13 protein-coding genes are annotated in these 14,075 nt (G+C 69.7%); 9 read left to right on the top strand and 4 right to left on the bottom strand.

What is annotated here, in order from left to right; genetic code table 11:
* Positions 1 to 81: 81 nt before the first annotated feature.
* Together MB1_RS15745 and MB1_RS15750 are read left to right on the top strand one after the other, a co-directional pair.
* A complete protein-coding gene (locus MB1_RS15745) occupies positions 82 to 1,662 on the top strand; it encodes a peptide chain release factor 3 (protein WP_066909227.1) in 1,581 nt (526 codons plus the stop codon).
* Between the two features lie 306 nt (positions 1,663 to 1,968).
* Positions 1,969 to 2,301, top strand: a complete 333-nt coding sequence (locus MB1_RS15750) for a hypothetical protein (RefSeq protein WP_066909230.1) — start codon at positions 1,969 to 1,971, stop codon at positions 2,299 to 2,301.
* 272 nt (positions 2,302 to 2,573) lie between these two features.
* Here the strand turns inward: MB1_RS15750 and MB1_RS15755 are convergent, their stop codons facing one another.
* Positions 2,574 to 3,500 carry a LysR family transcriptional regulator gene (locus MB1_RS15755; protein ID WP_066909525.1) on the bottom strand — a complete coding sequence of 309 codons (927 nt, stop codon included), beginning with the start codon at positions 3,498 to 3,500 and terminating at the stop codon, positions 2,574 to 2,576.
* Between the two features lie 83 nt (positions 3,501 to 3,583).
* Here MB1_RS15755 and MB1_RS15760 point away from each other — a divergent pair, with 83 nt between their 5' ends.
* The 4 genes from MB1_RS15760 to MB1_RS15775 all read left to right on the top strand — a co-directional run bounded on the left by MB1_RS15760 (position 3,584) and on the right by MB1_RS15775 (position 7,851).
* Entirely contained in the window at positions 3,584 to 4,513 is a 930-nt protein-coding gene (locus tag MB1_RS15760) for an EamA family transporter (RefSeq protein ID WP_439646952.1), read from the top strand.
* A 51-nt stretch (positions 4,514 to 4,564) separates the two neighbouring features.
* Positions 4,565 to 5,284 carry an SDR family NAD(P)-dependent oxidoreductase gene (locus MB1_RS15765; RefSeq protein WP_066909236.1) on the top strand — a complete coding sequence of 240 codons (720 nt, stop codon included), beginning with the start codon at positions 4,565 to 4,567 and terminating at the stop codon, positions 5,282 to 5,284.
* 169 nt (positions 5,285 to 5,453) lie between these two features.
* Positions 5,454 to 7,274 (top strand): ABC-F family ATP-binding cassette domain-containing protein, encoded by a 1,821-nt coding sequence (locus MB1_RS15770; protein ID WP_066909239.1) that lies wholly within the window; start codon positions 5,454 to 5,456, stop codon positions 7,272 to 7,274.
* Between the two features lie 4 nt (positions 7,275 to 7,278).
* The gene (locus MB1_RS15775) at positions 7,279 to 7,851 is read left to right on the top strand and encodes a GNAT family N-acetyltransferase (RefSeq protein ID WP_066909242.1); all 573 of its coding nucleotides are present in this window, start codon (positions 7,279 to 7,281) and stop codon (positions 7,849 to 7,851) included.
* Positions 7,852 to 7,892: 41 nt separating this feature from the next.
* On the opposite strand, the gene MB1_RS15780 is transcribed toward MB1_RS15775, so the two are convergent.
* Together MB1_RS15780 and MB1_RS15785 are read right to left on the bottom strand one after the other, a co-directional pair.
* Complete coding sequence (locus MB1_RS15780) at positions 7,893 to 9,434, bottom strand: MFS transporter (protein ID WP_066909245.1); 1,542 nt, start codon at positions 9,432 to 9,434, stop codon at positions 7,893 to 7,895.
* Positions 9,431 to 10,660 (bottom strand): Bcr/CflA family efflux MFS transporter, encoded by a 1,230-nt coding sequence (locus MB1_RS15785; protein ID WP_084351924.1) that lies wholly within the window; start codon positions 10,658 to 10,660, stop codon positions 9,431 to 9,433. Before MB1_RS15785 ends, MB1_RS15780 begins: the two co-directional genes overlap by 4 nt.
* 107 nt (positions 10,661 to 10,767) lie before the next feature.
* Between MB1_RS15785 and MB1_RS26325 the strand changes: the two genes are divergently transcribed.
* A complete protein-coding gene (locus MB1_RS26325) occupies positions 10,768 to 11,406 on the top strand; it encodes a TetR/AcrR family transcriptional regulator (protein ID WP_066909248.1) in 639 nt (212 codons plus the stop codon).
* A 64-nt stretch (positions 11,407 to 11,470) separates the two neighbouring features.
* Here MB1_RS26325 and MB1_RS15795 read toward each other — a convergent pair whose 3' ends face one another.
* Entirely contained in the window at positions 11,471 to 12,007 is a 537-nt protein-coding gene (locus MB1_RS15795; RefSeq protein ID WP_066909251.1) for a hypothetical protein, read from the bottom strand.
* Positions 12,008 to 12,167: 160 nt separating this feature from the next.
* Between MB1_RS15795 and MB1_RS15800 the strand changes: the two genes are divergently transcribed.
* Positions 12,168 to 13,349 (top strand): sensor histidine kinase, encoded by a 1,182-nt coding sequence (locus tag MB1_RS15800; protein WP_066909254.1) that lies wholly within the window; start codon positions 12,168 to 12,170, stop codon positions 13,347 to 13,349.
* The gene (locus MB1_RS15805; RefSeq protein WP_066909257.1) at positions 13,346 to 14,020 is read left to right on the top strand and encodes a response regulator; all 675 of its coding nucleotides are present in this window, start codon (positions 13,346 to 13,348) and stop codon (positions 14,018 to 14,020) included. The genes MB1_RS15800 and MB1_RS15805 overlap by 4 nt, the downstream gene beginning before the upstream one ends.
* Positions 14,021 to 14,075 lie beyond the last annotated feature (55 nt).

Below are 14,075 nucleotides of genomic sequence, written 5' to 3' on the forward strand. Positions count from 1 at the left end.
CCCCACCGGCTCGGGCCCGCATCCGTGCGGGACCGAGCCGGCGTCCACGAACCACCCACGTCCAGATATCGGGGAAATACCATGTCCGAGTTGACCGGCGAGGTCGCGCGTCGTCGCACGTTCGCGGTCATCTCCCATCCCGACGCGGGTAAGTCGACCTTGACCGAGGCGTTGGCGTTGCACGCGCGGATGATCTCGGAGGCCGGCGCCATCCACGGCAAGGCCGGCCGCAAGTCGACGGTCTCGGACTGGATGGAGCTCGAGAAGGCCCGCGGTATCTCGGTGTCGTCGACGGCTCTGCAGTTCGAGTACGACGAGCACACGATCAACCTGGTCGACACCCCCGGCCACGCGGATTTCTCCGAGGACACCTACCGGGTGCTCTCGGCGGTCGACACCGCGGTGATGCTGATCGACGCCGCCAAGGGCCTCGAGCCGCAGACCCTCAAGCTCTTCCAGGTCTGCCGCTACCGCGGGATCCCGGTGATCACCGTCATCAACAAGTGGGACCGGCCGGGCCGCTCGCCGCTGGAGTTGCTCGACGAGATCAACGAGCGGATCGGTCTGCTGCCGACCCCGCTGTTCTGGCCGGTGGGCATCGCCGGCGACTTTCGTGGTCTGCTCGACTGCACCACGGGCGAGTACGTCCGCTTCGAACGCACCGCCGGCGGTGCGACGATCGCTCCCGAGGAGCACCTCGACGCCGCCGCCGCGCTCGAACGCGAGGGCGACGCCTGGACCGAAGCGGTCGAGGAGAGCGAACTGTTGATCGCCAGCGGGCAGGAGCACGACGAGGCCCGCTTCCTCGCCGGCGAGACCTCCCCGGTGATCTTCGCCTCCGCGATGCTCAACTTCGGTGTGCGGCAGATCCTGGGCACCCTGATCGGCGACGGCCCGGCGCCGGGACCGCGGGCCCTGCAGGGCGGCGGCGAGCGCGAGATCGACGATCCGTTCAGCGCGATCGTCTTCAAGGTGCAGGCCGGTATGGACCAGGCGCATCGCGACCGGCTCGCCTTCATGCGGGTGGTCTCCGGCGTCTTCGAACGCGGCATGGTCGTCACCCACGCGCAGACCAACAAGCCGTTCACCACCAAGTACGCGCTGACCGTCTTCGGCCGCGACCGCACGACCGTCGAGCGCGCCTACCCCGGCGACGTCGTCGGCCTGGTCAACGCCGGTGCACTCGCCCCCGGCCACACCCTCTACGCCGACCGGCCGGCGCTGTTCGAGCCGATGCCGGCATTCGCGCCCGAGCACTTCCGGGTGGTGCGCGTCGACAGCGCCTCGAAGTACAAGCAGTTCCGCAAGGCGATCGACGAGCTGGACTCCGAGGGCGTCGTGCAGGTGCTGCGCAACGACATCCGCGGCGATGCCTCCCCGGTGCTCGCCGCGGTCGGCCCGATGCAGTTCGACGTCGTCGCCGCCCGGATGCGGGCCGAGTACGGGGTGGACGCTCGATTCGAGGCTCTCCCGTATACGCTGGCGCTTCGTACCGACAAGGATTCCGCGGACGAGCTCGGCCGTCAGCGTGGTGTGGAGGTCTTCACACGGTCCGACGGAGCCCTGCTCGCGCTGATCAGCGACAAATGGCGGCTGCAGTACATCGAGCGCGAACTGCCCGGTGCCACGCTCGAACCCCTGGTGGCGGCGGGCGATCTCTGAGCCGGTGGGCCGCAGGATCGCTCGACCCTCGCACCACCCCTCCGGGATTCCCGAACGAGTCGGGCGCGAACACGGTTACTCGTCGATTCACCCGTATAGTGAAGGTGAAATTCGATGGGATCGGCGTTATGGTACCGTCCAGGACAGTCGAACAGACCGAAAGTTCGTTTGCGCAAGGAGCTGTCCGACATGAGTGAACTCTCCGGCCGTTCGAAGGCTGGAAAGGACGTCGGAGGCGAATCTGATCGGGGCCCTCGCGGCACCTCATCGCATCGGAAGTCCCCCAACACACAGAGCGAGGAAACAGTGACCACCAGCGAACAAATCTCCGAGCACGCGCTTCCCGGCACCACCGGTGGAGCCACCAGCGGTGGCTACTCCGGCAACCGCCACTCGACGACCGATCGTCGCACCGCGATGGGAATCGCCGCCATTCGGATCGCCGGTCGCCTCACCCAGAACGAGCTCTCCAGCCGTGACGCGCGTCCGATCGACGCCTCCACCGGCCCGGACGAGCTGCTCCAGCTGCTCGGCGAGTACCTGACCTCGGGTGGTCTGCAGAGCCCGGAGCTGCACGTGCGCTCCAACGGCACCTCGGTCGTGCTCGACCTGCTCAACCCGGCCAAGGGCTTCCGCTGATCGGTATCGCTGCTGCGTTGGCGGACGGCTGACGCATCGCGATCGGCCGCCAGGGGGTCAACTCGCGCAAGGGGTGTGTGGACACAGGTCCACACACCCCTTGTTGCTGTCCGGGGCAGGCCCCTGTCCTGTCTCCCCAGCCGCCGTCGCCCGCCCTTCCTCGCCGCGCGCCCCAGTCGCCGCGCGCCCCAGCCGCCCTCACTCGGCCCGCCACCCCGGCCGACCTCCCGCCACCCCGCCACCCCGCCACCCCGCCACGAGAGTGACGATTTCTATGGTTGAACCGCAGCAACCGTCACTCTCGCGGCCGGGCGATCGGCGATCAGGGCGGCGATGACGGCGGCCAAGGGAGGCCAGCGGGGGCGGTCGCGGCGCCAGATCACCCGGCAGCGCAGCGAAACCCCGGGCCGCGACAGCGGGAGCACCCGAATTCCGACCGCGCGCGGCCGGTCCATGGGCAGCAGCCCCACCCCCAGCCCCGCGACCACCAGGCTCTCCACCAACTCCAGGCTCTCGGCCGCGTGCCCGATCACCGGCTCGAAACCCGCGATCGACGCCAGGGTCCGCAGGACCCGCTCGTCCGCGTCGTTGCGCGAGTTCACGATCCAATCCGCCCGACGGAATACCGCCATCACCGCGGCCGCATCGGCGTCGTCCGCCACCGCGTAGTCGGCGTCCGGCACCGCGAGCCCCCACCGCGTCGACCACAGCGTCGCCCCGTCGATCGCCGCGTCGATCGTCGCCGGGGCGAGGTCGTAGTCGTATACCAACGCCACGTCGACGCGATCGGCCAACAGCAGCGCGATCGCCTCGGTCGGCTCGTGTTCGACGATGCGCACCGTCACGTTCGGGTGAGCCGCCGCCAGCGGGGCGAGCGCCGGCATCACCGAGCGGCGAAAGGCCGTCGAGAAGCCTGCCACACGCACCGTCCCCCGCGGATCCGACTGCGGGGCGAGGTCGGCGCGCGCATCCTCGACGGCCTCCAGGATGGTGATCGCATGGTCGGCCAGTCGTCGCCCGGCCGGGGTCAGCCGGACCCGCCGGCCGTCCGGCTCGATCAGCGCCGCTCCCATCTCGCCGGCGAGGACCGAGATCTGTTGCGAGACCGTCGAGGTCGTGGTGTGCAGAACCTCGGCGACCTCACGCATCGACCCGAGCCGGGCCAACTCCAGCAGCATCCGCAGACGACGAGTCTCCACGGACAAATTGTTCATGATTACCGAACGGTATGTCCACAAATAGCACGTGGACGCGGACGGTTGGTGACCGTTCTACTGGTCGGGTGCTTACTTCCACCACCCGCTCCGGCGTCGGCATGGCGATCACGTCGATGGTCTTCGTCCAACTCGGCCTGGCCGTCGCCGTCGGCCTGATCGACCGCATCGGCGCGGAGGGCGCCGCGTGGTTGCGACTGTTCTGGGCCGGTGTGCTGCTGGCGGTGATCGTGCGCCCGCGTCCGTCGCGGGTGTCCCGGAAGGGCCTGCTCGCGGCGTGCGCGCTCGGCGTCGTGATCGCGGCGGTCACCCTGCTGTTCATGCAGGCGGTCGCCCGGATTCCGCTGGGCACCGCCAGCGCGCTCGAATTCCTCGGGCCGTTGGGCGTGGCGCTGGTGACCGCACGCGGCGCGCTGCGACTGTGGGCTCTCGCCGCGGGTGTCGGGGTGCTGCTGCTGACCGAACCCTGGACGGGGACCACCGACCCGATCGGTGTGGCATGCGCCCTCGCGGCCGCCGCCTGCTGGGGCGCCTACATCCTGTTGTCGCGGCGCGTCGGCGACGAGATCAGCGGAGTGACAGGACTCGGCATCGCCCTGCCGGTCGCCGGGTTGGTCACCACCGTGGTCGTCGGCCCCGGCACCGTCCTCGACACCCTGACCGTCCTGAGCCCCCTCGAGGTGGTCGCCGTCGGCGCCGGGCTGGCCCTGCTGCTGCCGATCATCCCGTTCATCCTCGAGCTGCAGGCCCTGCGCCGCCTGACCACCGCCGCCTTCGGCACCCTGATGAGCCTCGAGCCGGCGATCGCCCTGCTGGTCGGCCTGGTATTTCTCCACCAGGTGCCGGGGCCCGGCCAGGTGGTCGGCATCGCCCTCGTCGTCGCGGCCGGGATCAGCGCCGCCCGTGGCGGCAGTCGCCCACCACAGCCGAAGGCCGTGGCCGATGCCGAACGGTCCGGTTCGCACGAAGAGTCGCAGCGGCCCGCACCGCAGCGGTGACGGACCACCGGATCGGAAGGCCGCGACGGTCGCCCAGCCGTCGGCGTCCGGTTGATCGCCCGCACAGCACAGAAGCTCGACGTTCTCACCGAAACGCTTCGCTCCGAGGGGATCTCGGCAGCCGGTTTCCGCGGCAACGTCTCCCGGCCCGATAGTCTCGTCGACGCGTTGACCGCCGCGAAGGACACCGTCGGTCCGATCGACGTCCTCGAGTTCTCGCCCTCCGATCCGGGGCTTCCAATCGTCGGGGTTCTCGACATCACCCCCGAGAACCTGCAACCCCAGATCGACTTCTTCATCAACGGGGCCATAGCCGCCGTCAAAGCAGTCCTGCCCGACATGCGGGAGCGGGGCACCGGCACGATCCTCATCGGCACCGGCGGCGGATCGATCAACCCGGTGCCGTCGTTCGCCGGGATCACCCTCGCCGGCGCCGGACTGGGTAATTGGGTCCTGAACCTACACAACACGCTCGGGCCCGAGGGCATCTACGTGGCGCACGTGGCAATCAGCGCGTGGATCGGCAAGCGGCCATCCCGACGCCGAAGCCTCGGTGATCGCCGCGTGCTACCTCGACCTCCATCGCACCCGAACCGAACCGGAGTTGCATCACATCGCGATCACCGATCACGCGGGCTGAGCCGGGCGGAGAGCCTCCTTGGCGACGGCGGCCATCGCCGACGCCTTCGGACGCGTCCAAGCCAGATGGGTGATCACCTCGATCAGCTCCTTCTCGGTGGCGCCGTCCTGCCTGGAGCACGTTGTCGGTGAATCCGACCAGGCCCGACCCACACTCCGCTCGCCGGAGTGACGATATCTACGGCTGCACCGCAGAAATCGTCACTCTCGCGGCGCCACGGGGCGGGCGGACGGGGTGGGTGGAAAGAGGTACCGGGGCGCCCGACTTGGAGGGTTCGACCCGCGCTTCTACCCTCGTGGGGTGGCGCATCTGCTCGGGGCCGAAGCCCTGCACCTCGAATTTCCCACCAAGGTGGTCTTCGACTCGATATCCCTCGGGGTGAACGAGGGCGACCGGATCGGCATCGTGGGCCGCAACGGTGACGGAAAGTCGAGTCTGCTGGCGATGCTCGCCGGGCGACTGGCGCCGGACGCGGGGCGGGTGACCGTCCGCGGCGGCGTCACGATCGGGGTCCTCGACCAGGGCGACACCCTCGACGACGACGCGACGATCGGCGAGACGGTGGTCGGTGACCAGGCCGAACACGAATGGGCCGGCGACGCCCGCATCCGGGACGTCTTCGCCGGTCTGCTGGGCGACCTGCCGCTCGACACCCCGATCGCCGGGCTCTCGGGCGGTCAGCGCAGGCGGGTGGCGCTGGCGAAGCTGTTGGCCGGCGAGTGGGACGTGCTGGCCCTGGACGAGCCGACCAACCACCTCGACGTCGAGGCGATCGCGTGGTTGGCCGAGCACATCAAGAACCGGTGGGCCCGATCAGCGGGCGGACTGCTGGTGGTCACCCATGATCGGTGGTTCCTCGACGAGGTGTGTACCGCGACCTGGGAGGTGCACGACCGGATCGTCGAACCCTTCGAGGGGGGCTACGCGGCGTACATCCTGCAGCGGGTCGAGCGCGATCGGCAGGCGGCGTCGATCGAGGCACGGCGACAGAACCTCGCCCGCAAGGAACTGGCCTGGCTGCGGCGCGGTGCCCCGGCGCGCACCTCGAAGCCGAAGTTCCGCATCGACGCCGCCAACGCATTGATCGCCGACGTCCCCGAGATCCGCAATGCCGTTGCGCTGCAATCATTGGCGATCACCCGGCTGGGCAAGGACGTCGTCGACCTGCTCGACGTCTCGGTCTCCTACGGCGATACCGCCGTGCTCGAGGATGTCGAGTGGCGCATCGCTCCCGGCGAACGCACGGGCATCCTCGGGGTCAACGGCGCCGGCAAGTCGACGCTGCTCAACCTGATCGTCGGCACGGTGGAGCCGACCACCGGCCGGGTCAAGCGCGGCAAGACGGTGAAGGTCGCGACGCTCGGACAGCAACTCGACGGGCTCGAGCAGGTGATGGCCGACCCGGTGCGCGTGATCCTGAGCCGTTTGCAGACGACGTACACCTTCGGGAACGGTTCCAAGGCCGAGGAACTCACGCCGGGGCAGCTGCTCGAGCGGCTGGGTTTCGCGAGCGCGCAATTGTCGACGCCGGTGCGCGACCTCTCCGGTGGGCAGCAGCGGCGGTTGCAGTTGCTGTTGATCCTGCTGCAGCAGCCCAATGTGCTGATCCTCGACGAGCCGACCAACGACCTCGACACCGATATGCTTGCCGCGCTGGAGGATCTGCTCGACTCCTGGCCCGGCACGCTGATCGTCGTCTCGCACGACCGGTACTTCCTCGAGCGGGTCACCGATCAGCAGTACGCGATCGTCGAGCGGCATCTGCGACACCTGCCGGGCGGTGTCGACCAGTATCTCGCCCTGCGCGCCTCCGCGACGTCCGCGTCCCCGGCCCGTGCGGCGGCGTCCGGGTCCCCCGCCCGCTCGGTCGAGTCCGCCGCGCCCGCGGACGCCGGTCTCTCCGGAGCCGAGCTGCGTTCGGCCCAAAAGGAACTCGCTGCCGCCGAGCGCAAGCTCGAACGTCTCTCCGAACGGATCAGTGCCATCCACGAGCGGATGGCCGCCCACGATCAGAACGACTACGCGGGTCTGGGCCGGCTGACCGCGGAGCTGACCGAGGCGCAGGACGAGACCGCCGCCACCGAGGAGCGGTGGCTCGAACTGTCCGAACTCACGGGCTGAACACGTGCGGGTCACCACGTGGACGCTCGACATGCGCGAGCCGCCGACGGGTGCGGCGCGGCCGCTGCCCGCCGGGGTGCGTCTCGAGCGGGCGGCGTCGATGACCCCGGAGTACGCCCGCTTCCTGTACGGACTGGTCGGCGGCCCGTGGCGCTGGGTCGACCGGCTCGCGTGGAGCCGTCGGGAGTGGTCGGACGACCTCGAGGTGCCGGGTACCGAGTTCCGGATCCTCTACGGCGAGGGCCTTCCGCTCGGATATACCCACCTGCAACCGCTTGTCGTCGACGGCGCCACCCGGGTCGAGATCCGATACTTCGGAGTGGCCGAGCAGGCGATCGGTCGCGGGCTCGGCGGCCCGCTGCTCGAGCACGCCATCCGGGCGGCGTGGACGCTACCCGAACGTGCCGATCTTCCTGCCGTACAGCGGGTGTGGGTGCATACTTGCAGTCTGGACGGGCCGGCCGCATTGGCGAACTATCAGGCCCGCAGCCTGGTCATCCGCGCGACGGAGGTCACCGACGAGGCGGTGCCCGACGCCCCGCTGGGCGCGTGGATCTCCACCGGCGGCACCGCCTGACCGGCTCGACCGCAGCCTTCGACGCCGCTCGTCGATCGGAGTCAGCTGCGCGTCGCCTCGACCGCCTCCGCACCGTCCTTCCGGGCCCGAATCCCGTCGTGCGGAATCAGGCGCCAGGCCAGGATTCCGGCGGCGGCGGTGAGCACCGCAGCCGCCAACGACGTGAACTGCATCGCAACGGTGAACGCATGCTGTGCATCGGCAAGCACGTTCGCGAACGGCCCGTCCGCCAGCACCCGGTCGGCCGAGGCCAGCGAGTCGGTCACCGCGTCGCGGGTGGCGGCGGGCAAGCTGTCCGGCAGACGGAGCTGCGACCGGTAGAAGAGCATCTGCAGCGAGCCGAGTACCGCGATACCCAGCGCGATACCGAGTTCGTAGGCGGTCTCCGAGATCGAGGCCGCGGCGCCGGCCCGCTTGCGCGGCGCCGCCGCCACGACAGCATCGGTCGACAATGTCATCGCGACGCCGATGCCGAGCCCGATCGGAATCAATGCCAGCCCGAGCCACACATATTGGGGCAGCCCCTCGGCGCCGGCCAACGCCACCAATCCCGCGGCGGCGACCAACAATCCGATCCCGATCGACCGTCCCCGGCCCCACCACAACACCATTCGCCCGATGATCAGAATGACCACGATCGAGGCCAGTGTCAGCGGAAGCTCCGCCAACCCGGCGACCAACGGTCGGAAGCCGCGCACCAACTGTAGGTACTGCGAGAAGAAGAACAGCAGGCCGCTGAGCGCGAAGATCGCGATCGTATTGGCGATCACCGCCCCGGAAAACGCGGGGACCCGGAACAGTTCGACGTCGATCAGCGGCACCGGCAACCGCCGCTGACGCCGCACGAACCACAGCCCGGCGGCCACCGAGATCACCACGGCCGCAGCCGCGGGCAGCACCGCTCCCCCGCCGACGAGCTGCTTGATCGCGAAGACCAGCGGAACGATCGCCGCCACCGACAGCAGCGCGGACATCGGATCGATCGGCCCGGCGTCGGGATTCTTCGATTCCGGCAACAGGAGCGCACCGGCGACGATGATGACGATCATCACCGGCAGGTTGATCAGGAAGACCGATCCCCACCAGAACTGTTCGAGCAGAGCGCCACCGACCAGCGGTCCGAGAGCGGCACCGGCGGTCGCGCCCGCGGCCCAGACCGCGATCGCGCGGGTGCGCTGGACCGGGTCGAGGAAGACGTTGCGGATGATCGACAGGGTCGAGGGCATCAACGTGGCGCCGAAGATGCCGAGCAGGGCGCGGGCGGCGATCAGCGTCTCCGCACTGGACGCGAAGGCGGCGATCACCGAGGCGACACCGAACCCGGCCGCGCCGATGAGCAGCAGCCGCTTGCGGCCGATGCGGTCGGCGAGGTTGCCCATCACGATCAGCAGACCCGCCAGCGCGAACGAGTAGATGTCGCCGATCCAGAGCAGCTGGGTGGCGGTCGGTTCGAGCGCGGCGGTCAGGGCGGGCACCGCCAGCGCGAGGACGGTGCCGTCGATCGCGAGCAGCATGACCGCCAGGGTCAGCACGCCCAGCGACAGCCATTGCCGCACTCCGGCCTTCTCGGTCGTGGTGGTCATGCCGGCTGATATCCCTTCCGATGAGTGGCCGCGGTGCGATCCGCCGCGACCGGGCGAGCGAGCACGACGGCGAAGACCAATGCGACCGCGGCGAAGGCCAGCATCAGCCCGATCCACGAACCCGCCCCCGCCGCGGCGACGGCGCCGGCCACGACGGTGGCGACCGCACCGAAGATGTACTGGGCACCGCCGAGCAGGGCCGCGGCGCGGCCCGCACCGTCGTCGACCGCACTCATGCACATGCTCATCAACGCCGGTTCGCAGATGCCCAACCCGAGCAAGGCGAGGGCCATACCGGCCGCCACTGCCCACAGCGATCCGCCCACCAGGACCGACCCGAGGGCGATCGCGGTGCCGGCGAAGCTGACCGCGACACCGACCAGACCGAGCCGGCCCGTGCCGAGGCGGCTCGACAGCCGGCCGGCGAGCAGCGCACCGACCAACAGCGCCAGGGCGGTCACGCCGAAGATGGCGCCGAACGCGCTTCGACCGACGCCGAAGTGCCCTTGGTAGACGTAGGACGCCCCGCCGATGTAGGCGAAGAGCAGCATGAACATCGCCGCTACAGCGATCAGCGGAACAACGAAGCCGCGCGTGACGAACAGTCGCCCGTACCCACCGATGACCGCGCCCAAAGCGAGCGGGGATCGACGGCCGGCGGGCAGGGATTCCGGGAGAAAGATCGTGGCCGCGGCGAACACGAGCACACCGAGCACGGCAAGCACCCAGAAGACCGCACGCCACCCCAGCGCGGCGTCCACGAAACCACCTGCGACGGGGGCGATCACGGGCGCCAGCGCGGTGACGGTCAGCAGGATCGCGTAGAGCCGCGTCGCGCCGTCACCGTGCGTGCGGTCGCGCACCGAACTGTTCGCGACCACCACGGCGATCGCGCCGCCGAGCCCCTGGAGCACCCGGGCGACCACCAGGACCGCCATCGTCGGAGCGAGCGCGGCGACCACCGAACCAACGACGAAGACGCCCAACCCGATCAGCAGAGGAGTGCGGCGTCCGACCGTGTCGGTGATGGGACCTGCGATCAATTGGCCGACGCCGAGCAGCAGCAGATACCCCGTCAGCGTCAGCTGGGTGACCCAGATCGGCGCGACGAACTCGGCGCCGATCGCCGGCAGGGAGGACAGGTACATGTCGATGGCAAACGGCACCAGGCCGACGATTCCGGCCAGCGACAGGGTGAACGAGGGGCGGATCTCAACCGCGGACATCTCCTCGGAACCTCTCTCATCAATGACCCCGAGGGGCGTCCCATCAGCGTACGGGAAACTGATACGACTGTACAAGTTTCTCGATGTGCTGCGCTAAAGTCGTGGTCATGGCACCGACATCGGTTCCCGGTGTGGGCTCGCCGCCGGGCAGATCGGAACAGGATCGGGCGGTTCGCCGCCGGGCCGCGATCCTGGCTGCGGCCGGGCGACTGCTCGTGCGGTCCGGGATGAGCGCGATCAGCCACCGTGCGGTTGCCGCCGAGGCGGATGTCCCGCTCGGGGCGATCCGCTACTACTTCGAGAGCCGCGAATCGCTGGTACTGGCCTGCATGGACCACTTCGAGGTCGTGCGCCGGGACGCCGCGGCGACGGCGATCGAGCAGGCACGGGCGCATCAACCGGACACGGCGGGCCTGGCGCGGCTCGCCCTGGTCGCCTACTACGGTCCCGATCTGGACGACGCGACGCTGCGCGGTGCGGTCGGCTCGATGGCGGACTTCGCTCGCGAGAGTCCCGCCCTGTCCCATCGGCTCGCCGAGTACCGGGTCGACCTGGACCGCCAGTTGGACGATCTGCTCGTTGCCGCTGGCCGATCGGCGGTCTCGAACCGTCTGATGGCGGCCGTCATCGACGGGTCGATCCTCAGCGCGGTGATCGAGGCACGCACCGACATCGCCGAGCTCGCCCTGGCCGACCTGACCGAGTTCCTGGAACTGTCACCGCCCGACCGATCGCGGGACGGGTAGCCGGAACCAAACGTGCCCCGGCCGCTGGGCGGGCGGGGCACGTCGGGTGAGACCGAGCTTCGGATCACAACAGGCGCGCCGCCTGCTGCCCGGCCGTGGCGATCACGTCCTGCTCCCTCGCGATCCCGGCGTCGATCCGCGACGCTCGGCCGGACTTCACGGCCCGATACGACACGAATCCCGCCACCCACAGCAGCAGTCCGATCGCTCCGAGCCCGGTCGACACCAGTCCGGCGGCGCCGCCGGTAATCATGAACACGGAGATGGCCAGCGGAACACAGCCGAGCAGACCGAGGACGATCCCGACCATCGTCGGCACCGTCTTCCTGGATCGCTCCAGTTGGGTGATCCGAGCCAGTGCGCCCTCCGCCTTGCGCTGCAATTCCTGGATGACCGAGCGGCTGCGGATCTCTCGATCGCGCTTGAGATCGATGCGTACCGAATGCGCCCCGCCGCCATCGGTCGCCTCGACCGTCCACCCGAGGCTGCGATAGGCGTCGGTGTACAACGGCTCGAGGCTTTTCGGCGCGGACACCTGCGCATACTCGTAGGACACGAACGGTTCGGCCTGTGCATCGGTGGGGATTGCCGGATTGGTCATGACGTACTCCCGAGAATCGACGTTTTCGCCGCGATCCTTGTGCCGCGGTGACTATTCCAGACTCTCCGGATTCCCGGCCGGGCGAATCGTCCACGCGAATCGGCCGATATACCGCGTCGGGAGTACGGGCCGGGACGCGGCCGATGGCAGGATCGAAGGCGTGCAGCACAGTCCGGTCCGGTCGCGCAGCGCCCCGTGGCAGCCCTCGCCGCGGGCGATCGAGGTGGGCACGCTGACACTGTTGGTGCTGGCGGGCGGCACCGGCATGATCGCCCTGGCCGTGGAGGGTGCCTCCGCGGCGGGCTATCTCGGCCCGGTTCTCGTCCTCGCCGGAGCCGCCCTCTCCTACCGACACCCGATCGCGGGCTTGCTGGTGGTGGTCGCGGCCGCCGGCGCGGTGGCCATCTCCGGCGAGGTGCCCACCGCCCCCTGGTCGATGGTCTGTTTCGCGGCGCTGCTCCTGACCTATCGGGGATTGTCCGCGGTTCTCGTCGGATTCCTGCTGGGCGCCGCGAATTTCGTGTCCGCAGCGATCACGCTCGGCACGATCAACCTCAACGCCGACCCCACCGCGTCGGTCTTCGCGTTCGCCGCGGTGATGTGTGCGGCGATCGGCAGCGCCGTGCGGGCGAATCTGCGGTATCGCCGCGAGGTCGAGGCGCGCATACGGGACGCGGAAGCGGTCCGGATCGCGTCGGTCGACCGCGGCGTCGCCCGCGAGAGGCTGCGTATCGCCCGCGATCTGCACGACAGCGTCGGGCATCAGATCACCGTGGTCAATATGCGCCTCGGAGCGGCCGAGGTGTCCCTTCCCGGCAACCCCGGGCGCGCCATCGAGGAGATCGCCGGCGCCCGACAGGCGGTACAGGCGGTCCTGCGCGAGACCCAACAGATCCTGAAGATTCTGCGGCTCGGCGGGGACTCCCCACCGCCCGAGGCGATTCCCGATCGGGACATGCTCGACAACCTGGTCACCGGGTACCGGCACGCCGGAATGGTGATCGAGGATCGCATCGAGGACGTCGACGGGGCGCTCTCCCCGGAGGCGCGGATCGCGGTTTACCGCATCATCCAGGAGGCGTTGACCAATGCCCGGCGATACGGGCGCGGCAGCGCCTCGGTGACCGTCGGACCCGAAGGCGCCGACACGGTACGCATCGACGTCGTCAACACCGTTGGCGCACAGACCTCCCCGGAGGGAGGCGGCGGCAACGGTCTGATCGGCATGCGGGAGCGCGCGGCGTCGGTGGAGGGCACGGTGGAAGCTCGGGACGAGGACGGTGTCTTCTGGCTCACCGCGCGCATCCCGACCGCAGGCGGCGTCGCCGGGGCCGCGCCATGACCGTCCGGGTGCTGGTGGTCGACGACCAGGACATGATCCGCGCCGGGCTGCGCGCGATCATCGACGCCCACCCGGAGGTCGAGGTCGCGGCCGAGGCCGCCGACGGGCTCACCGCGATCGGTCTGTTGCGCGATCCGTCCGTCGAGGTCGACGTGGTGCTGATGGATCTGCGCATGCCGGGCATCGACGGGGTGGAGACCACCCGCAGGATCCGCGCGGAGTGGCCCGCCGAGCAGCGGCGCATCCTCGTGCTGACCACCTTCGACCAGGACGAGAACGTGCTGAACGCCCTGCGCGCCGGCGCCGACGGGTTCCTGAGCAAGGGTGCCGGTCCCACCGAACTGACCGACGGAATCCTGCGCGTCGCCGCCGGACAGCACGCCCTGTCGACAACGGCGATCGATGCGCTGGTCAGTCACGCCGCGAATCCGGCGCCGGCACCCGGCGACCCCGAGGCGACACGCTTGTTCGCCGATCTGACCGCGCGCGAACTCGAGGTCGTCGCGCTGGTTACCGCGGGGCTGGACAACGCCGAGATCGGCCGACGGATCTTCATCTCCCCGTACACGGTCAAGACCCATGTCAATCGGGCGATGGCCAAGGTCGGCGCCCGCGACCGCGCCCAATTGGTCGTGCTCGCGGTGCGCGCCGGCATTCGCCCGCCGTCCTGACCTGAGTGCCCCGCAGCCGCCACAACGCTCGACGCGAACTCGTCTGCGAACCGTC

The sequence above is a fragment of the Millisia brevis NBRC 105863 genome, assembly GCF_001552615.1.
Taxonomy (GTDB): domain Bacteria; phylum Actinomycetota; class Actinomycetes; order Mycobacteriales; family Mycobacteriaceae; genus Millisia; species Millisia brevis.